This window comes from Bacillus cereus group sp. RP29, from assembly GCF_040459765.1.
GTDB lineage: Bacteria > Bacillota > Bacilli > Bacillales > Bacillaceae_G > Bacillus_A > Bacillus_A paranthracis.
The window spans coordinates 3,943,215-3,964,036 of sequence record NZ_JARVHN010000001.1 but is presented as its reverse complement, the minus strand read 5'-3'; the positions used below and the strand labels follow the sequence as shown (position 1 = coordinate 3,964,036).

The window sequence follows — 20,822 nt, the reverse complement described above, 5'->3', positions numbered from 1 at the left end:
AGTGTCTATGTATGATTATTATCGTGCGCGGAAAGAATCGTGTAACAATACGGAGGTTATAATGCGAAAATTATTATATTTTATAGTATGCAGTAGTGTTATACTTTTTGCTTCACCAAGTGTGTCGGTAGCAGAGTATGATGCACCTCTTATGGAAGATGCCCTTTATTCTGTGTTATTTCCGAAAATAAATAAAGCAATCGAAAAACAATATGGGAGCTTGAAGCCTTATCAATGCCCGAAAATTATTAGTTTAAAAGAAGTGTATAGCGGTACATATTTATTTCAAGCGAGTATTGAAGTGACTAAGTATGAACGTGTTGCAGGGAAAATTGCGCCACCATTTGAGAAGGTAACGATTACATTTAATAACGAAGAAGGTGAATGGGAAGTGACAAAGGTTTCAGTAAAGCGCTTACCAAACGATACGAAACTAAACTGTCAAAAAGCAATATAAAAAATTGTTTGACAAATAAAATGGTCCTTTGGTATTGTTAATAGCAACAATTAGATGTTTGAAAATTAAATAGACTTACCTCATCTACTCTCAAAGGTAGAGGCCGCGATAGGAAAGAGTAAGCTATGGGAGATTTAATGGAATCTGTGATCATAGGTTGAAAGGGACTATTGCCGAAATATAAGAATAACCATCTTATTCATATATTGGGACTGCATTGAATAAATGTAGTACTGTCATAAGATTTATTTTATGGAGAGCTATTTGGAGATGTTGATGCGGTTTCTTATTTTGAGGAGATAACAACTCGTTTATTTTTTCAATATATATTTTTCCTAATAAGAAACGCGTGTGAACATTGTTCCGCGCGTTTTTTGTCTATCTAAAAGCGTGCTGCAATGAATAGAAGATTGGGGTTATGAGTTTTAGAGGAAATAAGGGAGGAATTCAAATGTATTTACACGGCACAAGCCGAATCAATGGGCAAGGACACTTAGAAATTGGAGGGTGCGACACGACGCAGCTAGCAAAACAATATGGAACACCACTTTATGTATACGATGAAGAGTCAATTCGAGGAAAGTGCCGCGCGTTTCATCGTGCTTTTAAAGAAAGTGGGTTCTCTTATCAAGTAGCATATGCAAGCAAGGCGTTCTTGTGCATGGAGATGTGCCGAGTAGCTCGTGAAGAGAATATGTCATTAGATGTTGTTTCTGGAGGAGAATTATATACTGCACTACAAGCAGGATTTCCTGCATCGCGCATTCATTTTCATGGCAATAACAAAACAGATGAAGAAATTGTGATGGCTCTTCAGGCGAATATTGGTTGTTTTGTCGTAGATAACTTCTTAGAATTAGAAATTTTGCATGATTTAGCAGTGCAACATGGGAAATTTGTGAACATATTAATTCGTGTAACGCCCGGAGTAGAGGCGCACACACATGAATATATTACAACAGGTCAAGATGATTCAAAATTTGGATTTGGCGTGTCAAATGGTCAAGCGATGCAGGCAATTGAGCTTGCTTTACAAAAATCAAATTATAACGTGTTAGGAATTCATTCACATATCGGATCACAAATATTTGAAACGGCTGGCTTTGTGCGAGCGATTGAAGTTCTTCGTCAATTTTTAGAAGCAGTGAGAGAGCGAACAAACTATGTAGTAAAAGTGCTAAATGTAGGGGGAGGATTCGGAATACGCTACACAGAGTCCGATACACCATTAACTCTTGAGACGTATGTGCGAGCTGTAACAAGTGCGGTGAGAGAACAATTTACGTTATGTAATTATCCATTGCCAGAAATATGGGTTGAACCAGGCCGTAGCATTGTAGGTGATGCTGGAACGACACTTTATACAGTCGGATCTGTGAAGGACATTCCGGGTATTCGGAAATATGTATCAGTGGATGGTGGGATGACTGATAATTTAAGACCTGCTTTATATAACGCTCGTTATGAAGCGATGTTAGCGAATCGAGGGAATGATGAGAATGAGGAAGTTGTTTCGATTGCAGGGAAATGCTGTGAGAGTGGAGATATGTTAATTTGGGATATTACTTTACCGAAAGTTGCCTCTGCCGATTTACTAGCGATTTCTTGTACAGGGGCATACGGGTACTCGATGGCGAATAATTATAATCGGATTCGTAGACCAGCTGTCGTCTTCGTGAAAGGCGGTACATCACAAATTGTTGTAGAGCGCGAAACATATGAAAATATTATTGGGAACGATCGCATACGTATTAAAGAACTTGTTTAAATGAGGAAAAAGGAGTTGTTCGGATGGGCAATTCCTTTTTTGTAAAATAAAATAATTAAAATATATCGGAAAACTAGGATTGAAAAAAATCAGAATTGTGATAAAATACAAATACAAAGCTTATCAAGAGAAGCGGAGGGAACTGGCCCGGCGAAGCTCGGCAACCTGCTTATAGAAAGCAAGGTGCTAAATCCAGCAAAATGGAATCCATTTTGAAAGATAAGGTAAAATATATTACCGAACAGTCTTTTCGAAATGGGAAAGATTTTTTTTATGAATAAAAAGGGGGGCTGTTCGCGTGAGCGTACGGGAACATTTTGAGGAAGTATCTGAGAAAATTGAAGCGATGCTTGCTGATATGAAATATGGTTCAATTACAATTGTTGTGCAAGATGGAAAAGTCATTCAATTAGAGAAAAGTGAAAAAGTACGTTTAAAGTAAAAAGCGCTGACTAGAAAAACTAGAGGCGGTTTTAACCTATTTTATTAGGTTAAAACCGTCTTTTTGCTTTTACAGGGGGAAAAAACATGTTGACGTATGAAACGTGGGAAGAAAATGATGTTTCATTTTCAGAAGAAGATGAAACGAAAGGCGCGCTATCAGTATTAAGTTGGGCGTATAAAGAATATGAAAATGAAATTGTATACGCATGTAGCTTCGGAGTGGAAGGGATGGTACTGCTGCATCTTATTAACCAAGTAAATCCATCTGCTAAAGTTGTTTTTTTAGATACTAACGTACATTTTCAAGAAACGTATGAATTAATTCAAAAAGTACGGGAACGATTTCCTTCATTAAATATTATAGAAAAACAGCCAAAACTTACACTTGATGAACAAGCTAACTTGCATGGTAACAAGCTATGGGAAAGCAATCCTAATCTTTGTTGTAAGATTAGGAAAATTTTACCGTTAGAAGAATCATTAGCGAATGAAAAAGCGTGGATCTCGGGGTTGAGGAGGGAACAATCAGAAACGCGTAAGCATACAAAGTTTATAAATCAAGATCATCGCTTTCAATCTATTAAAGTTTGTCCGCTCATTCATTGGACGTGGAAAGAGGTATGGCGATATGTATACAAGCATAGCTTGCCGTATAACCCATTACATGATATTGGATATCCAAGTATTGGGTGTGAGAAGTGTACGTTGCCTGTAGGAGAGGGTGGCGATTCAAGAGATGGTAGATGGGCTGGGAAAGTGAAAACTGAATGTGGTCTTCATTATCAATAAGATGAATCTTGAAATAAAACTAAGAGGGGATATAGAACATGAGTACAGTAAACGAATTAGTAAACCGTGTAGACGAGACATATGACGTATTACAAATTGAAAAAGAAATTGGGCTAGATAACATTGCGTTAAGTGATTTAGAACTATTAGCGACAGGGGGATATAGCCCGCTTACTGGTTTTTTAGGAAAGAAAGATTATGATTCGGTTGTAGAAACGCTTCGTTTAGCTAATGGGAGCGTTTGGAGTATACCCATTACATTACCAGTAACAGAAGAAGTAGCAGAGACGCTAAAAGTTGGAGAGGAAGTAAAACTTGTTAACGGTGGAAATGTATATGGTGTCATTCAAATAGAAGATATTTTTGTGCCTGATAAGGAAAAAGAAGCGTTACTAGTATATAAAACGACGGATGAGGCTCATCCGGGAGTGAAAAAATTATATGAACGACCGAACGTTTATGTCGGTGGGGCTATTGTTCTTACGAAACGCTTTGAAAATAATCCGTTTCCTGCTTATCATTTAGACCCAATTGAAACGAGAGAAGAATTTAAAAAACGTGGTTGGAAAACAGTAGTAGGATTTCAAACGAGGAACCCGGTGCATCGTGCCCATGAATACATTCAAAAATCTGCCCTTGAAATTGTAGATGGACTCTTTTTAAATCCACTCGTTGGGGAAACGAAGTCGGATGATATTCCAGCTGATGTAAGGATGGAAAGCTATGAAGTATTACTTCAAAACTATTATCCGAAAGATCGTGTCTTTTTAAGTGTATTTCCTGCGGCAATGCGTTACGCAGGACCGAGGGAAGCAATATTCCATGCGTTAGTTAGAAAGAATTTTGGATGTACCCACTTTATCGTAGGGCGCGATCATGCTGGGGTAGGAGATTATTACGGAACTTATGAAGCACAAGAAATTTTTACAAACTTTACAGTGGAAGAGTTAGGGATTACACCGTTATTTTTTGAACATAGTTTTTACTGTACGAAATGTGAAGCGATGGCTTCGACAAAAACATGCCCGCATGGAAAAGAAGATCATGTTATTTTATCGGGTACGAAAGTAAGAGAACTATTAAGAAACGGTGAGATTCCGCCAAGTACATTTAGTCGTAAAGAGGTAGTAGAGGTACTAATTAAAGGTTTGAAAAAAGAAGTAGTAACAGAATAGGGAGAGAATGAGATGGATACGAATATTACTTGGCATACAACTTCTGTTTCAAAAGATGAGAGAAGAGTGAAGAATGGGCATCATAGTTTTGTAATTTGGTTTACTGGTTTATCAGCTTCGGGTAAATCTACAGTAGCGAACGCGGTTGCTCGTAAACTATTTGAAAAGAATATTGGAAACTATGTACTTGATGGAGATAATATACGCCACGGTTTAAATAAAGACTTAGGCTTTTCTGAAAGTGATCGTATGGAAAATATAAGACGGATTGGCGAAGTGGCGAAGTTATTTGTAGATCAAGGGACTGTTGTTCTTACAGCGTTTATTTCACCGTTTCGAGTAGACCGAAAACAAGTTAGAGATCTATTAGCTGCAGATGAATTTATAGAAGTGTTTGTAAAATGTCCAATTGAAGAGTGTGAGAAACGTGATCCGAAAGGGCTTTATAAAAAAGCAAGAAAAGGTGATATTAAAGACTTTACAGGTATCGATTCACCGTATGAGGAACCAGAAAAAGCGGAATTAATTGTAGAAACGAATAAGTATTCTATTGAAGAATGTGCAGAACAAATCGTGAAATACTTACAAGAGCGTAGTTTTATATAGGGGGATAAAAAATGAGTTATGAAAAAGTATGGGCTAACAATGAAAAATTAAATCAAACTGAGAAAAATAAATTAAAAAAAGATGGATTGGAAATCTTTAATGATATTCCTTACTATGCAGAGAATGGCTTCGAATCTATTCCGAAAGAAGAGTGGGACGCATTCAAATGGGCAGGGTTGTATTTACAAAGACCGAAAGAAGCGGGTTATTTTATGATGCGCGTAAATATTCCTTCTGGAATTATTACGAATGCACAGGCAGAAGTGCTTGCTTCTATCGCTGAGGATTATGGACGTGACGTAATCGATATTACGACAAGACAGGCGATTCAGTTTCATTGGTTAGAAATTCATCAAATTCCAGATATTTTTAAAAGGTTAGCAAGAGTTGGGTTATCTTCAGCTGGGGCGTGTGGTGATATAACGCGTAATATTACGGGAAATCCACTTGCTGGCATTGATGCAAATGAATTATTTGATACAACGCATATTGTGAAAGAGGTATATGACTACTTCCAACATAATGAAGAGTTTTCTAACTTACCACGTAAATTTAAAATGTCTATTAGTTCTAACATTTATAACGCAGCAAACGCAGAGATTAACTGTGTTGCATTTACACCTGCTACGAAAGAAATAGATGGTGAGAAAAAAGTTGGTTTTCATATAAAAGTAGGCGGTGGGTTATCGGCTCGTCCATATTTAGCTGATGAATTAGATGTATTCGTTTTGCCAGAAGAAGTCAAAGCGGTAGCGATTGCAATTGCTACGATATTCCGTGATTTTGGATATCGTGAAAAACGTCATTTAGCTCGTTTGAAATTTCTTGTTGCAGACTGGGGAGCAGAGAAGTTTAAAGAGAAACTAATAGAATATACAGGACCATTACAAAGTAAAGGAGAAAGTGCTCTTAAAGGCTGGAATGCGGGATACTTTTATGGTGTCCAAGACCAAAAACAAGAAGGACTAAAATATGTAGGTTTTAATGTGCCGGTAGGACGCCTACATGCAGAAGAAATGTTTGAGATTGCAAGAATTGCTAAACAATATGGAAATGGACAAATTCGTACATGTAATTCACAAAACTTCATTATTCCGAATATTCCGCCAGAAAATGTAACTGGCTTGCTAAATGAGCCGTTGTTTGAAGCGATATCAGCAAATCCGAAATCGTTTATTGGTCACGCGGTTTCTTGTACTGGTATTGAATATTGCAATCTTGCTTTAGTAGAAACGAAAGAAAGATTACGAAAAATTGCCGAATACTTAGATACGCAAATTGCACTCGATGTTCCGATTCGTATTCATATGGTAGGATGCCCGAATTCATGTGGTCAACGTCAAATTGCTGACATTGGATTACAAGGTGTAAAAATGAAAACGAAGGAAAAAGGAATTGTTGAAGCCTTTGAAATATATGTAGGTGGAACGTTGTTAGATGGTGGTGCTTATAATCAAAAGTTAAAAGGAAAAATAGATGGCGAGGATCTACCTGATGTACTCGCATCATTTATAAGTTATTTCAAAGAAAATAAATTACCAGCTGAAACGTTTTATGATTTTGTAGGCCGTGTTGGTGTAGAGACATTACAAACAGCGTTAAATAACGTGTTAGAAGAAGTAATAGCGTCTTAGGAGGGACAATATGGATTTATATCGATTTGAAGCTGTATTAGAGAATAGTATTGTTCCAATTGTTGTTGTTGCTGAAAGTGAAGAAAAGGCATTTAAGATGGCGGAGATTGAACTTGAAAAACATTTTTTACCGTTACCAGAAGTAAAGGAGATTGCTTTATTTGAAAAAAAGAAGATTCGAAAAAGCGCAGCCTTTGTTATTCATGAGTAAGGAACATTGAAATATGAAGAAATGAAAACTTCCATTCCTATATAAGGATGGAAGTTTCACTTTAATAGTAGAAATGAGGAGAGATGATGGGAAAAGTATATATCGTTGGAGCGGGCCCTGGTGATCCAGATTTAATTACTGTAAAAGGATTGAAATGCATTGAGAAAGCAGATGTTATTTTATACGACCGTCTCGTGAATAAAGAATTGCTTTCTTATGCAAAGCCTGAAGCGGATTTAATTTATTGCGGAAAACTACCAAATTATCACACGATGAAGCAAGAGACAATTAACACGTTTCTTATTAAATATGCGAAAAAAGGAAAAGTTGTAACGAGGCTAAAAGGTGGGGATCCATTTGTATTTGGTAGAGGAGGAGAAGAAGCTGAAGCGTTAGCAAAGCAAGGTGTACCGTTTGAAATCGTTCCTGGTATTTCAGCTGGAATAGCTGCTCCTGCTTATGCTGGTATTCCAGTGACACATCGTGATGCAAGTGCAAGTTTTGCTATTGTGACAGGGCATAGAAAAGAAGATGCTGAAGAGGAAGTGAAGTGGGAAAATTTAGCGAAAGGTGTAGAGACTTTAGCTGTATATATGGGGGTTAGCAATTTACCCTACATATGTGAGCAACTGATAAAGCATGGAAAAGATAAAAGTACGCCTGCTGCTATTATTGAGCGGGGAACGACATCTATGCAGCGCACAGTTGTTGGGACGTTAGGAACAATTGTAGATGTTGCGAAAAAAGAACAAATCCAAAATCCAAGCATGATTGTAATTGGAGAAGTCGTCCGTTTTAGAGAAAAAATTCATTGGTTTGAGAAACAGACAGAAGGTACGTATCAAGTAAGTGGAGTGTTATAAAATGAAAGCCATCTTATATATATGTCATGGAAGTCGCTTGAAAGCAGCGAAAGAAGAAGCGGTTGCATTTATTACGTCATGTATGAACCGTGTAGAGGCAAGTATTCAAGAAATTTGTTTTTTAGAGTTAGCGAGTCCAACTATTGATGAAGGGTTCCGTACATGTGTGAAGCGTGGTGCTACAGAGATTATTGTTATTCCAGTTTTTTTATTAGCGGCAGGTCATGTGAAAAAAGATATTCCGTTTGAATTGGAAAAGTTAACTAATCAATTTTTGAATGTTAAAGTGACCTATGGTAATCCGTTTGGTGTATCAGAAACACTTGTTAAATCGGTGTATAGCGGAAGTGGCATTGAACAGGAAGATAAGAATGAAGTGACGTTACTTCTCGTTGCAAGAGGGAGCAGTGATCCTGAAGTACTAAAAGATATAAACTGGATCGCTTCTTTATTTCAAACGGAAGAGAAAATTAAAAAAGTAGAAGTTTGTTATTTAGCAGCTGCCGAGCCGAAATTTGAGGAGAAGTTAAAGGAAGTTGTAGAACGAAAAGAAAAGAATATCGTTGTACTGCCTTACTTGTTATTTACAGGTTTGCTTATGAAGCATATTGAAAAAGAAGTACGCCAATATGAGCTAGATGAGATAAAAATAAGTCCATATTTAGGGAAGAATGAAGCGTTTCAGTATATGTTAATTCAGAAAACGAAGAAATTATTGAAGGGAGATCAATATGTATCCACTTACAGTGCGAGTTGAGAAGAAACGTGTTGTTGTCATTGGTGGAGGGAAAGTCGCGGGATTCAAAATTATTCCTTTACTCAAACAAGGTGCAGATATAGTCGTGGTAAGTCCTGAATTGGATGCAAATTTAGTGAAACTTGTAGAAGAAAAGAAAATTCGTTGGTATCAAAGGGAGTATGAAAAAAGTGATATTAAAGACGCCTTTTTAGTTGTTGCAGCGAGTAGTGATGCTGTATTGAATGAACAAATTGCTGAAGATGTCGCAGAGAATCAATTAGTAAATGTTATTACGAATCCGGAAAGTGGTAATGTTCATTTTCCGGCAGCGATTCATCGTGGATTACTGAATGTGGCTGTTTCTACTGGCGGAGCGAGCCCAAAACTTGCAAAAAAAATTCGAGATGATATCGCAAATAAATATGATGAGACGTATGAATCGTATCTTGATTTTTTATACGAAGTTAGAATAAAGGTGAAAGAATTACAAATAGAGAAAAGAGAGAAAAATATATTGTTGCAAGAGGTATTGAAGTCGATATATGTTCAAAATGAACAAAAAAGAGAATTGTTTTTACAAGAATTAGAGAGAAGAGTTCATATAGGATAATGAGTAAATTGTACTTTACAACTATAAAAATATAATTTATAATCACAAGTAACTTCAATAGATGAAATCGATGAGCAAGAAGAGTATGTATATTTGATACGTTCAGAGAGCTGGGGTAAGGTGTGAGCCCGGTACGATAAGATATACAGAATGGGCTTGCGAGAGGTATGTTGAACATTGTAGTAGGCGACCCGGGTTCCGCCGTTAAAAGGATAGAGTATCGGAGTTTTTCCTGTACTTGAACAAGTGGGATTTATCAATCCAATTGAGGTGGTACCACGGTATTAACATTACATATATCGTCCTCTACATGCATATTTGCGTGTAGGGGACTTTTTTATTTTCTAAAGGAGGTGTGCGAGTATGAAATGAAAGTGTATAATTGATAAAAGTTTAAATATTCAGAAAAGGGGAATTTATGATGAAAGAAACACAGCAATGGACGTCGAAAATAGGCTTTGTACTCGCAGCAGCCGGAGCCGCAGTAGGTCTTGGTGCAATATGGAAATTTCCATATGTTGCAGGTAATGGCGGGGGAGGCGCATTCTTCCTTGTATTTTTACTATTAACTTTATTTATAGGTATGCCACTCCTTTTAGCTGAATTTGTTATTGGACGTAGTACGCAAAAAGAGGCAGTTACAGCGTATAAAGTATTGGTGCCAAATAGCAAGTTATATCCTTGGATTGGTCGTATGGGAGTTGTTACTTGTTTTAGTGTACTATCTTTTTATAGTGTTGTAGGTGGATGGATTTTACTTTACTTATACTATAGTGTGACAGGAAGTTTCTGGAATGGAGTGACTGATTATGGGCAATTATTCGGTGAGACGATTTCAAATCCAGTAAGCGCGATTGGAGCGCAATTTGTCTTTATGCTTTGTACGATTTTTGTTGTAAGTAAAGGTGTAGAGAAAGGGATAGAAAAAGCAAGTAAGTATATGATGCCGCTATTATTTATTTTGTTTATTGCAATTATTGTTCGTGCGTTAACACTGGATGGTGCTTTTGTTGGGGTAGAGTTCTTCTTAAAACCAGATTTTTCAAAGCTGACAGCAGATACGATTTTATACGCGATGGGACAATCATTCTTCTCGCTAACAGTTGGGGCCTCGGTAATGGTCACGTATAGTTCTTATTTGAAGAAAGAAGAACATTTAGCAAAATCAGCAACATCTATTGTAAGTTTAACTGTTTTTATTACAGTACTTGCAGGATTAGCGATTTTTCCAGCGATTTTCGCATTAGGTGTTAAGCCGACTGAAGGACCGGGGTTACTATTTATCGTCCTTCCAGCGGTATTTGCGAAAATACCATTTGGACAATTTTTCTTCATTATGTTTTTGGTGTTATTCTTCTTTGCAACGCTAACATCTGCGATTTCCATGCTTGAAATTGTAGTAGCATCTGTTGCGAAAGATAATGAGAAAAAGCGTCCGTCAGCATCATTATTAATTGGTATTCTAATTTTTGCGGTTGGAATTCCGTCAGCGTTATCGTTTGGTATTATGAGTGATGTGAAAATATTTGGGAAAACATTCTTTGACTTAGTCGACTTCTCAGTAAGTAACGTATTGCTGCCGTTAGGGGTACTAGCTATTTCGCTATTCGTACCAAATAAAATGAGTAAAGAAATGTTAATGAAAGAATTAGAAGTTACGGAAACGAAAGGGAAAACATTATTTAATATTTGGTTCTTCTTACTTCGTTATGTTATTCCAGTAACTGTAATTATTGTATTTTTAAATGTGATAGGTGTATTTATTATGTTGTAGGTGTATTTAGTAAGCGATTATATGCTTTGTAGGCTGTGATGACTGCGAGGAATGATCCGATTAAAAATAAAACTGAGCCACCAAATGTAAATATCCGGCCAATAAAAGTCTCTCTAGCTTCTTGTATTTCTTGCTGTAATTGTGTATTCATATAATTCACCCCGTAAACTATAGGCATTTAGTTATAGTCTATGTAGAATGCCTATAGTGTGTGAAGTGGAAATAAAAGAACTCGGTATGCACCGAGTTTTTTTTATAATCCTATATAAGGAGATGGATCAACTGCGTTTGTCTTGCCGACATTCCATTCTCCCAGATGAAGTTCGAAGTGTAAATGTTGTCCGTATGATTGGCCAGTATTCCCCATAAATCCAAGTTGAGTTCCTTGTTTTACAGTTTGTCCATTTGATACAGAACGGCTACTCATATGAGCATATACTGTTGTATATGTTTTTCCGTTAATACGGTGAGATAAGTACACAACATTTCCGTAACTAGATGATAATTCTGAGCGAATAACAACGCCATCTGCAGCGGCAATAATTGGAACAGTTCCTGAAGCAGCGATATCGATTCCTTTATGGTTATCTATAGAGCGTACGCCAAAACCAGAAGTTTTTGATCCAGCTGCTGGTTTAATAAATCCTCCGATGTTTGTATCGTGTGGTGTTGGGGCCGCTTGAGCTGTTTGAGCAGATGTAGCAGCTTGTTTACGAGCTTCTTCCGCCTTGCGAGCTTCCTCAGCTTTACGAGCTTCTTCTGCGCGTTTTTCTTCTTCAATTGCCTTTTGAACAGCTTGACGCTGATTTTCTAAAATGCCTTTAGATTCTTCTAATCCTTCAATCTCTGAATCTACTTTTGCTACTTTCGTATGTAGATCGCTAATAAGAGTTTGTTGCTGTTGTTGGTTGTTTTGTAATTCTTGTTGTTTTTGTTCTAATTTTTGCTCGGATTCTTTCAGTTGTTGCTCTTTTTTCTCAACAGCCTCTTTTTCTTTCGTCACAGCATCTTGGTCATTTGTTTGTTTTTTCACAATATCAGTATCATTATTTAAAATTAAACTGACAGAGTACATATTATCAACAAGATCAGCAATGTTTGCAGAATTTGTTAATACTTCCGTAATGATATTTGTGCGAGGTTTTTCTTGCATAGATTGCAGTCGTTGCTTAATAACTTCCTGACGCGTATCTATGTTTGTTTGTAATTGCTCTATATGTTTCTTTTTTTCAGTAATTACTTGTTGTGTCTTACTAATTTCTTTTTTTGTATCGTTTAATTCAGCTTCGTTTTTATTAATAGAAGTAGTTAAATCGTCGATTTTCTTTTGTAATTCTTGAATTTCTTTTTCTATTTGTTCTTTCTCGGCTGATTTATTTTGTAAGTCATTTTGTTTTCCTTCTAATTCAGATTGAATATTAGATAATTTATCTTGATTCGTTTCAGCGTATGCGGGTGAAAGTAACGGGGAAGCAAAAATCGTTCCTGCTGCTAAAACGCTGAACGCTACAAATTTCTTTTTCATGGTTGTCTGGCTCCTTTCCCTATGAATGTTATATATCATAAGAAGAAGAGTGTCTATCGTTGTAACCATAATGTAAAGAAAATTTTATAAAATTACTAAGTTTTGTCGGAATTTATCATTTTTTTACGGTAATTGTAATGGTGATTCTCTTTCTTAATTTGTGTAACAAAGGTGTGTTCTGGATTACGTTTTGTTAAATAAAGGAATAAATAGGTCTATTTTATGTAGTGAAATTTAATTTGGAAACTCAATAAAATACTAGTAAGGAATCGTTCTCATGTTAGGTTTTCTGACATGGGTTTTATTTTTGTCAAGAAAATTATTTGCGTTCGGGCAAACTTATTTTGTTGTCAGATTTTAAATTTTGATTTATGATTTTTAACAGGGACAAAATGTAGTGAATTGTCGAATAATATGTAATACTCTTAATTTCAAGTTTTATAGATATAGAATGAGAGGTAGAGTGACACATCGAAGAGGGGGTTACAACAAATATGAAAAGAATAGGACTTGCATGGCAAATATTAATAGGACTTGTGCTTGGTATTGCGGTTGGTGCGATTTTCTTTGGCAATCCAGCAGTGGTGAGTTACTTACAACCAATTGGTGATATTTTCATCCGACTAATTAAAATGATTGTAGTACCTATTGTTGTAGCAAGTATTGTTGTTGGGGTTGCTGGTGTTGGCGATGTTAAAAAATTAGGTCGACTAGGCGGAAAAACAATTATTTACTTTGAAATTATTACAACAATTGCAATTATTGTCGGTCTATTAATTGCGAATATTTTCCAACCAGGAAAAGGCGTAAATATGGAGCAGTTAACAAAGACAGATATTTCAAAATATACACATACGACAGAGCAAGTACAAAGTCATTCGTTTGCAGATACATTTGTAAATATTGTTCCAACAAACATTGTAAAGTCATTAGCTGACGGAGATATGCTTGCTATTATCTTCTTCTCTGTATTATTTGGTTTAGGTGTAGCAGCAATTGGTGAAAGAGGAAGACCGGTTCTTCAATTTTTCCAAGGTGTAGCTGATGCGATGTTTTACGTAACAAATCAAGTTATGAAATTTGCACCATTTGGTGTGTTTGCACTAATTGGAGTTACAGTTTCTACATTTGGTCTTGCTTCGTTAATTCCATTAGGGAAATTATTAATTGTAGTATACGGGGCAATGATTTTCTTCGTTGTAGTTGTCTTAGGACTTACAGCGAAAATATTTGGAATTAACATTTTCCAATTCTTTAAGATTTTAAAAGACGAGCTGATCTTAGCATATTCTACAGCGAGTTCAGAAACAGTTTTACCGAAAATCATGGAGAAGATGGAGAAGTTCGGTTGTCCGAAAGCAATTACATCTTTCGTTATTCCGACAGGTTATTCATTTAACTTAGATGGATCAACTTTATATCAAGCAATTGCGGCTATTTTCTTAGCGCAAATGTACGGTATTGATTTATCCATTACACAACAAATTACATTATTGCTTGTATTAATGGTTACATCAAAAGGTATCGCAGGTGTACCAGGCGTATCGTTCGTTGTATTATTAGCGACACTTGGTACAGTAGGTATTCCACCTGAAGGTTTAGCGTTTATTGCAGGTATTGACCGTATTCTAGATATGGCTCGTACAGCAGTTAACGTTGTAGGTAACTCTTTAGCAGCTGTAGTTATGTCTAAATGGGAAGGTCAATATGACGCTGAAAAAGGACAAGCCTACTTGAAAGAAATTTCTAATAAGCAAGCAGCTTAATTATAATTTGAACAAGCTCTCACATAATATGTGGGGGCTTTTCTATATAGAAGGGGAGCAGACGTAATGAAACGTAAATATGGTGACGGTTCTTCGTGGAAGCGACTACTAGAGAAGGATTATACTGTTAAGCAAATAGAAGAAGGAATGCTAGGAATACTGGAAATAAAAAAGGTGAGAGAACCTAGTTGTAAAGAATATGACGGTAAAGAGCTATGTATTGCTGGCAATCAGTATACGTGGATTCAATATTTCATAGACGAGAAAAACTTTGCGATTACCGCTATGTTAGATGATCAAAAGGAATTAGTGCAATATTATATCGATGTGGCGAAAGACTATGAAATAGACGAGCGTGGTTTACCGTATTTTGATGATTTATATTTAGATGTAGTATTATTACCGAATGGTAAAATCTATGTATTGGATGAAGATGAGTTAGAGGATGCTTATAAAAGTGGCGATGTTACAAAAGAAGAGTATGAGTTAGCTTGGTACACTACAAAATGGATTATAGCTGCAATAAAAAATAATGAATTTTATTGGATTTCAATATTGGAAGAAGAAATCAAAAAGTTAAAATGATTATTGTATTCAAATTTTTGTATAATTACCAAAAAAATCTATACAAAAAATAATTGACTTTTGTTTTGTAAGCGAGTAAAGTTAGGGAAGAAATTATTATTAAAAAATAAATATGAAACCTTCTTATAAAGAGAGGCGGAGGGACTGGCCCTACGATGCCTCGGCAGCGGACTCGATTTCAGAGTGCTGTGCCAAATCCAGCAAGCATATGCTTGAAAGATGAGAAGAGCGTTTCTTATAGATGTATAAGACCTCTTCTCGTTGGAAGAGGTCTTTTGTTATTCATTAGAAAAAGGTTGAAACTAGGGAGAGATGGTACTTTGAAAGAAACGAGAGGAAATGGTTTGGCATTATTACCACTTGGGATATTTTTGGCGCTATTTATTGGTTCTGGAATTATTACAGGTGATTTCTATAAATTGCCGATACTTGTAGCAATTTCAATTGCTGTAGGAGTCGCTTTAGCAATGAATCGTAAAGAAAGTTTTCATGTAAAAGTGGAACGATTTGCTAAAGGTGCAGGGAACCCAGACATTATGATTATGGTTCTAATTTTTGTACTGGCAGGAGCATTTTCTGAAACAGCAAAAGGGATGGGTGGCGTTGATTCTACAGTTAACTTAGCGCTATCAATTTTACCACAAGGATTTATCGTAGCTGGCATTTTCGTTATAGGAGCATTTATTTCATTAGCGATGGGAACTTCAATGGGAACAATTGCTGCATTAGCACCAATTGCTGTAGGTATTAGTGGGCAAACTGATATCTCAATTGCACTTACGATGGCTACTGTTGTTGGCGGAGCGATGTTTGGTGATAATTTATCATTTATTTCAGATACAACAATCGCAGCTGTACGTTCACAAGGAACAGAAATGAAAGATAAGTTTAAAACGAACTTTTTAATTGTATTACCAGCGGCTATTATTACAATCGTACTATTAGTAATCATTACTTTAGGAAGTGATACGCAGATTAAAACGCATAGCTTTGACTGGATAAAGATTTTACCGTATGCAGGAGTACTTATTACAGCGCTACTTGGTTGGAATGTACTTATCGTGTTAACTGGTGGAACTGTACTATCTGGGGTTATCGGTCTTTTAGATGGAAGTTATACGTTAGAGAGTTTCTTTAAAAGTGTAACGACTGGAATGGGCGGTATGATGGAGTTAGTATTACTCGCTATTTTAATTGGCGGTATGGTCGAATTGATTCAATATAATGGTGGCATTCAATATTTAATGAATATTTTAACGCGTAACATTCGTTCAAAAAAAGGAGCAGAGTTCGGTATAGCTGGTTTAGTAGGTATGACGAATATGTGTACAGCGAATAATACCATTTCTATTATATTTACAGGTCCGCTTGCGAAAAACATTGCAGATCAATATGAAATTGATCCTCGTAAATCAGCGAGTGTATTAGATCTTTTCTCGTGCTGTGTGCAAGGGTTAATTCCGTATGGTGCGCAAATGTTAACAGCAGCAGGATTTGCGGCGTTATCTCCAATTGAACTGTTACCATATGCGTTTTATCCAATCTTAGTTGGAGTATGTGGAATCATTTCTATATTAATTGGTTTCCCGAGGTTTTCTAAAGTAGCGGAAAAGAAAGAGTATCATAAAACAGCATAATGAAAATGAAGTGTATGAAAAGTAACGAAAGCCGTACAGAGAATGTTCTCTGTACGGCTTTTTATGTGCGGGAAAAGAGTGAATGATCCCATGCTACCGTATGTTTTTACAAAAGGCTGAATGCAACTCGGTCTTAAGTCTGAGTTAAAAACGGTTCTTAAGCTCGTTATGGAAAAAAGAAAAAATAGTTAAGATAAGAGTATCAAATCGAAGGGAGGCAAGCACAAGGTGAAACAATTTCTAGCGTTTATCGCGGCTGGTATTTTAGCTTTAATTGCTCTTGGTAGTCTTGCTGGTATTGTAGGATTCGCAATCGGAGCAGGAGTTGTGTACTGGAGCTATAAATCATTTGTGCGAGCACAATCATTTTTTGGAAAGTTAGCTTGGGGTATTGTTGGTTTGATCGGCTTGTCCATCGCCCTTTCTCATTCCCCAGCATTAATTGGTATTGCAGCATTAGTAGTTTTATACTACGGATACCGTGAGTGGAAAAAAGAAAAAGATGTAGTTGTTGATTCTGCTCCAGAAAGTTCTAAACCATATAGCAACTTTGAAGATGAGTGGAACAAGTTAATGAAAAACTAATATAAAATCAATCAAATTTATAAAGTAGAAGAGAGGAAGATTATAATGAAACAATCTTTATTCGGACGTGTACGCGATGCAATTTTAGCAGATTTTCATAATGTGTTAGATGAGAAAGAAAGAAAAAATCCAATTGCTATGTTAAACCAATATTTACGTGATAGTGAGCGTGAAATAACAAAAATTGAGAAGTTAATTCAGCGTCATAAAACATTAAAATCTAACTTTGCCCGTGAGCTTGAGCAAGCACGTTATTTCGTGAATAAAAGATCTAAGCAAGCGATCATCGCTCAAGAAGCAGGCGAATTACAACTACATGAGCGTGCATTAGAAGAAGTAGCTTATTATGAAGGGCAAGTAACTCGATTAGAAGAAATGTATACAGGTGTTGTAGAACAAATTGATGAGTTAGAGCGTCGTCTTTCTGAAATGAAAAATAAATTAAAAGAAATGCACGCAAAACGTATGGAATTAATGGCACGTGAAAATATGGCACATGCAAATCGTCGTATGAATACTGCGATGCATAAAATGGATGAAAATAATCCATTCTTACGCTTTGAAGAAATTGAAGATCATATTCGCGACTTAGAAACTCGTATGAATGAGGAGCATGAACGTGATACATTTGATATGAAGATTGCAAAGCTTGAGCGTGAAATGAAAGAAAAGAATGATGTATCGTTAACGAAAGAGTTAACAAAATAATAGTAGTATATTATAAAACAGGCTTATGATATAGTGATAGGAGAAAAGGTGTTGGAAAGCAATGCCTTTTCTTCTATGTATATGTGACAAGAAGGGGGGAGCTGAAATGAAGAAACATTTTTCAAAGACACAATTAATGGGGATGCTCCTCATCATATTTGGATTCGGTCTTTTTCTTGATATGATACTTGGACATTTTGAACCAGGTGGTCTCATTTTTGCATTTATTATGCTTATGTTTGGAAGACATTATCGTAAAAAGAATCGTTATGTACGGGGAAATGTATTTTTATTTATTGGTGGTATCGTATTTTTATTCTTCTTATTTTCATCAGCAGCATTTGTTCTTGTCGTATTTGCTTGTTTAGCTTTAATTGGTTATCAATTGATTCAACAAGGACATAAGCAAAAGGCAATGAAGGTTGAAATTAAAGAAAAAGGGATTATAGACGAAGAGAAGCAAATATATCGTACAGAACCATATTTGAAAAATATGTTTGTAGGCAATGTACGAATGATGGATCATATTTATGAACTTGAGGATATAAATGTTCAATATGGTGCTTGTGATGTGGAAATAGATTTAACAACTGCCATGATTCCAGAAGGAGAAACGGTAATTGTTATTCGGGGTGTCGTTGGTAATATTCGTTTATATGTGCCATATGATATTGAACTGTCTTTAAATCATTCTGTTATTGTCGGACGTGTGCTCTTGCCAGGTCATGAGGAGACAGGGTTTAACCGCAATGTTACATTTAGAACAGAGCAGTATAAAGAGGCTCCTCGTCGTATTAAAATTATTTCTTCGCTTGTCGTAGGCGATACGGAAGTGAGGAAAGTATAATGAAGAAACAAAAAAATATTTCGTGGATGTATATTCGTTATTCTATGTTGTCCTCAGTTAGTATCGCACTCATTTGTACAATTGTATATGTATGGAAAAGTGAGCAACAAGTATATGATTTATTATGGAAGGAATCCATCGCTTCTGTTCCAATTGGCTTGTTTATTATGACTACAAGTTTACTTATCGGGGGAATTGTAGGATATGTAATCGGTTACTATATAGAGCAGCGTATACAAGGGTTAAATACGTTTCTATTTGAAGTGGAGCGAGGGAATTTTCCAAGCGATGTTTCGTTTACTGCAGATGATGAATTTCATGAAGTGGAACGAAAAGTAATCGGTCTGGCTCGTCGATTAGAGGAGCAAGCTGGACTCTTTCAAAAAGTAACGAATGAACGAGCTCATTGGAATGAAGAGATGAGACAAGAAGCGATTTCCCAAGAAAGGCATCGATTGGCGAGGGAGCTGCATGATTCTGTAAGTCAGCAGCTTTTTGCAATGTCGATGATGATGTCGGCTATTAATGAACAAGTAGCTGAATTTCCAGAAACGACGAAAAAGCAGTTGCAACTTGTTGAAAATATGGTTGTAAATGCACAATCAGAGATGAGAGCATTGCTTCTTCATTTACGCCCAGTACAGTTAGAAGGTAAGAAACTAACAGAAGGTATAGAAGAATTATTAACAGAACTATCTAGAAAGCAACATATGAAAATTGAATGGTTAATTGAACCGATTCAATTAAAAAAAGGTGTAGAAGATCACTTATTCCGCATTGTACAAGAGGCGCTATCTAACACTTTACGTCATGCGAAGGCAAAGAAAACGGAAGTGCGTCTTCGAAAAATTGATCAATATGCAATATTGAAAATTATTGATGATGGTGTAGGTTTTAAAGTAGGAGTGAATAAGGCTGGTTCTTACGGATTAAGGTCAATACAAGAGCGTGTTCATGAAATTGGTGGGACATTAAAGGTGCTTAGTTTTCCAAATAAAGGTACACAAATAGAAGTAAAAGTACCGATTATGATTGAGAGAGGGGGAGAATCATGATTAAAGTATTACTAGTGGATGATCATGAAATGGTTCGAATGGGTGTATCAGCATATTTATCAACGCAGCCAGATATTGAAGTAGTTGGAGAAGCTGAAAATGGAAGAAAAGGTTCAGAGTTAGCTTTGCAATTAAGGCCGGATATTATTTTGATGGACCTTGTCATGGATGAGATGGATGGTGTTGAAGCAACACGTGCTATTATTCAAGAATGGCCAGAAGCAAAAATTGTAGTTGTAACGAGCTTTTTAGATGATGAGAAATTGTATCCTGTTATTGAGGCCGGAGCGACAAGTTATTTATTAAAAACATCAAGAGCGAGTGATATAGCAGACGCTGTACGAGCTACTTATGATGGAGAAACGGTATTAGAGCCGAAAGTTACTGGTAAAATGATGTCTCGTATGCGTCAGAAGAAAGAACAACCTTTGCATGAGGAGTTAACAGAAAGAGAGTCTGAAATTTTGTTATTAATTGCAGAGGGGAAAAGTAATCAAGAGATTGCAGACGAGTTGTTTATTGCCCTCAAAACAGTAAAGACACATGTGAGCAATATATTAAATAAGCTAAATGTAAGTGACCGGACACAGGCAGTTATTTATGCGTTTCGACATCAATTGACGAAATGAGAAAGTGAAATTTTAACCAGTGGGGTGGTCCCCACTGGTTATTAGTTTGTACAAAATCTTTTTATTGACGCTAATAAATGTAAGCGTTATCATTTAGTTGTTAACAGTACATACAAAGGGGAGAATGTATATGCTAGTTCAAACGATATTTGGCATGGATAAATCAAAAAAATTAGGGGATTATGTGAACGCATTACAAGCGCTTTGTGAACAATATAATGTTGAAACAGATAAAATTGCAATTGTTGAGGCGACAGAAGAGTACTATTTATTTTTAATAAAGCAAGAAGAGTGCTACGATGTTGTCAAAGTAGAAACAGTGGATACAAATATTGACTATTATACGAAAGCGTATAAAATAAGCAGTTTTAATCATACTGCTTATCAAAAGTAAAAAACTCCCTTTTGGGAGTTT

At 36.2% G+C, this 20,822-nt stretch carries 23 protein-coding genes, 3 riboswitches and 1 other annotated feature; of the genes, 21 read left to right on the top strand and 2 right to left on the bottom strand.

All coding sequences use genetic code 11. The annotated features are described in order from the left end of the window. The first annotated feature begins 7 nt into the window (after positions 1-7). The 12 genes from QCI47_RS20950 to QCI47_RS20895 all read left to right on the top strand — a co-directional run bounded on the left by QCI47_RS20950 (position 8) and on the right by QCI47_RS20895 (position 11,070). Complete coding sequence (locus QCI47_RS20950) at positions 8-457, top strand: DUF3888 domain-containing protein (RefSeq protein ID WP_353812016.1); 450 nt, start codon at positions 8-10, stop codon at positions 455-457. A gap of 89 nt (positions 458-546) precedes the next feature. Further along, a riboswitch (Lysine riboswitch) is annotated at positions 547-728 on the top strand. A 180-nt stretch (positions 729-908) separates the two neighbouring features. After that, on the top strand, positions 909-2,225 hold the full coding sequence (gene lysA, locus QCI47_RS20945) for a diaminopimelate decarboxylase (protein WP_000280639.1): 1,317 nt from the start codon (positions 909-911) through the stop codon (positions 2,223-2,225). 117 nt (positions 2,226-2,342) lie between these two features. Beyond that, positions 2,343-2,451, top strand: a riboswitch (SAM riboswitch). 72 nt (positions 2,452-2,523) lie between these two features. Next, on the top strand, positions 2,524-2,667 hold the full coding sequence (locus tag QCI47_RS20940; protein ID WP_000116161.1) for a YezD family protein: 144 nt from the start codon (positions 2,524-2,526) through the stop codon (positions 2,665-2,667). 86 nt (positions 2,668-2,753) lie between these two features. Continuing rightward, the gene (locus QCI47_RS20935) at positions 2,754-3,458 is read left to right on the top strand and encodes a phosphoadenylyl-sulfate reductase (protein ID WP_061131229.1); all 705 of its coding nucleotides are present in this window, start codon (positions 2,754-2,756) and stop codon (positions 3,456-3,458) included. A gap of 38 nt (positions 3,459-3,496) precedes the next feature. Next, on the top strand, positions 3,497-4,633 hold the full coding sequence (gene sat, locus QCI47_RS20930; protein WP_000108787.1) for a sulfate adenylyltransferase: 1,137 nt from the start codon (positions 3,497-3,499) through the stop codon (positions 4,631-4,633). A 12-nt stretch (positions 4,634-4,645) separates the two neighbouring features. Beyond that, the gene (gene cysC, locus QCI47_RS20925) at positions 4,646-5,239 is read left to right on the top strand and encodes an adenylyl-sulfate kinase (RefSeq protein WP_000380525.1); all 594 of its coding nucleotides are present in this window, start codon (positions 4,646-4,648) and stop codon (positions 5,237-5,239) included. Positions 5,240-5,250: 11 nt separating this feature from the next. Further along, positions 5,251-6,873, top strand: coding sequence for a nitrite/sulfite reductase (locus tag QCI47_RS20920; RefSeq protein WP_353811943.1), 1,623 nt, complete (start codon positions 5,251-5,253; stop codon positions 6,871-6,873). Positions 6,874-6,883: 10 nt separating this feature from the next. Further along, on the top strand, positions 6,884-7,084 hold the full coding sequence (locus tag QCI47_RS20915; protein ID WP_000366909.1) for a DUF3906 family protein: 201 nt from the start codon (positions 6,884-6,886) through the stop codon (positions 7,082-7,084). Between the two features lie 86 nt (positions 7,085-7,170). Next, on the top strand, positions 7,171-7,947 hold the full coding sequence (gene cobA / locus QCI47_RS20910) for a uroporphyrinogen-III C-methyltransferase (protein WP_071741632.1): 777 nt from the start codon (positions 7,171-7,173) through the stop codon (positions 7,945-7,947). Position 7,948: 1 nt separating this feature from the next. Continuing rightward, on the top strand, positions 7,949-8,704 hold the full coding sequence (locus tag QCI47_RS20905; protein ID WP_000644366.1) for a sirohydrochlorin chelatase: 756 nt from the start codon (positions 7,949-7,951) through the stop codon (positions 8,702-8,704). Further along, positions 8,679-9,296 carry an NAD(P)-binding protein gene (locus QCI47_RS20900; RefSeq protein WP_000283343.1) on the top strand — a complete coding sequence of 206 codons (618 nt, stop codon included), beginning with the start codon at positions 8,679-8,681 and terminating at the stop codon, positions 9,294-9,296. Before QCI47_RS20905 ends, QCI47_RS20900 begins: the two co-directional genes overlap by 26 nt. 61 nt (positions 9,297-9,357) lie before the next feature. Beyond that, positions 9,358-9,606 (top strand) — a binding site (T-box leader). A 111-nt stretch (positions 9,607-9,717) separates the two neighbouring features. Then, positions 9,718-11,070, top strand: a complete 1,353-nt coding sequence (locus tag QCI47_RS20895) for a sodium-dependent transporter (RefSeq protein ID WP_353811942.1) — start codon at positions 9,718-9,720, stop codon at positions 11,068-11,070. On the opposite strand, the gene QCI47_RS20890 is transcribed toward QCI47_RS20895, so the two are convergent. Continuing rightward, a complete protein-coding gene (locus tag QCI47_RS20890) occupies positions 11,060-11,230 on the bottom strand; it encodes a hypothetical protein (protein ID WP_353812019.1) in 171 nt (56 codons plus the stop codon). The genes QCI47_RS20895 and QCI47_RS20890 overlap by 11 nt on opposite strands. A gap of 93 nt (positions 11,231-11,323) precedes the next feature. Continuing rightward, on the bottom strand, positions 11,324-12,595 hold the full coding sequence (locus QCI47_RS20885) for a murein hydrolase activator EnvC family protein (RefSeq protein WP_000726431.1): 1,272 nt from the start codon (positions 12,593-12,595) through the stop codon (positions 11,324-11,326). A gap of 494 nt (positions 12,596-13,089) precedes the next feature. On the opposite strand from QCI47_RS20885, the gene gltP reads away from it, so the two are divergent. From gltP to QCI47_RS20840, 9 genes are all read left to right on the top strand, one after another. Then, complete coding sequence (gene gltP / locus QCI47_RS20880) at positions 13,090-14,361, top strand: glutamate/aspartate:proton symporter GltP (RefSeq protein WP_000821149.1); 1,272 nt, start codon at positions 13,090-13,092, stop codon at positions 14,359-14,361. Between the two features lie 66 nt (positions 14,362-14,427). Next, entirely contained in the window at positions 14,428-14,946 is a 519-nt protein-coding gene (locus tag QCI47_RS20875; RefSeq protein WP_000824677.1) for a ribonuclease FAU-1 family protein, read from the top strand. Between the two features lie 120 nt (positions 14,947-15,066). Further along, positions 15,067-15,172: riboswitch (SAM riboswitch) on the top strand. Between the two features lie 94 nt (positions 15,173-15,266). Beyond that, a complete protein-coding gene (locus tag QCI47_RS20870; RefSeq protein WP_000665478.1) occupies positions 15,267-16,583 on the top strand; it encodes a Na+/H+ antiporter NhaC family protein in 1,317 nt (438 codons plus the stop codon). Between the two features lie 228 nt (positions 16,584-16,811). Continuing rightward, positions 16,812-17,168, top strand: a complete 357-nt coding sequence (locus tag QCI47_RS20865; protein ID WP_000808648.1) for a lmo0954 family membrane protein — start codon at positions 16,812-16,814, stop codon at positions 17,166-17,168. A gap of 45 nt (positions 17,169-17,213) precedes the next feature. Further along, complete coding sequence (locus tag QCI47_RS20860) at positions 17,214-17,876, top strand: PspA/IM30 family protein (protein WP_000814144.1); 663 nt, start codon at positions 17,214-17,216, stop codon at positions 17,874-17,876. Between the two features lie 106 nt (positions 17,877-17,982). After that, a complete protein-coding gene (liaF, locus tag QCI47_RS20855) occupies positions 17,983-18,723 on the top strand; it encodes a cell wall-active antibiotics response protein LiaF (RefSeq protein ID WP_000716087.1) in 741 nt (246 codons plus the stop codon). Further along, positions 18,723-19,778, top strand: a complete 1,056-nt coding sequence (locus QCI47_RS20850) for a sensor histidine kinase (RefSeq protein WP_353811941.1) — start codon at positions 18,723-18,725, stop codon at positions 19,776-19,778. The genes liaF and QCI47_RS20850 overlap by 1 nt, the downstream gene beginning before the upstream one ends. Then, positions 19,775-20,407 carry a response regulator gene (locus QCI47_RS20845; RefSeq protein WP_000598709.1) on the top strand — a complete coding sequence of 211 codons (633 nt, stop codon included), beginning with the start codon at positions 19,775-19,777 and terminating at the stop codon, positions 20,405-20,407. The genes QCI47_RS20850 and QCI47_RS20845 overlap by 4 nt, the downstream gene beginning before the upstream one ends. A 124-nt stretch (positions 20,408-20,531) precedes the next feature. Next, positions 20,532-20,801 carry a DUF3992 domain-containing protein gene (locus QCI47_RS20840; protein ID WP_001997062.1) on the top strand — a complete coding sequence of 90 codons (270 nt, stop codon included), beginning with the start codon at positions 20,532-20,534 and terminating at the stop codon, positions 20,799-20,801. The last annotated feature ends 21 nt before the right edge of the window (positions 20,802-20,822 follow it).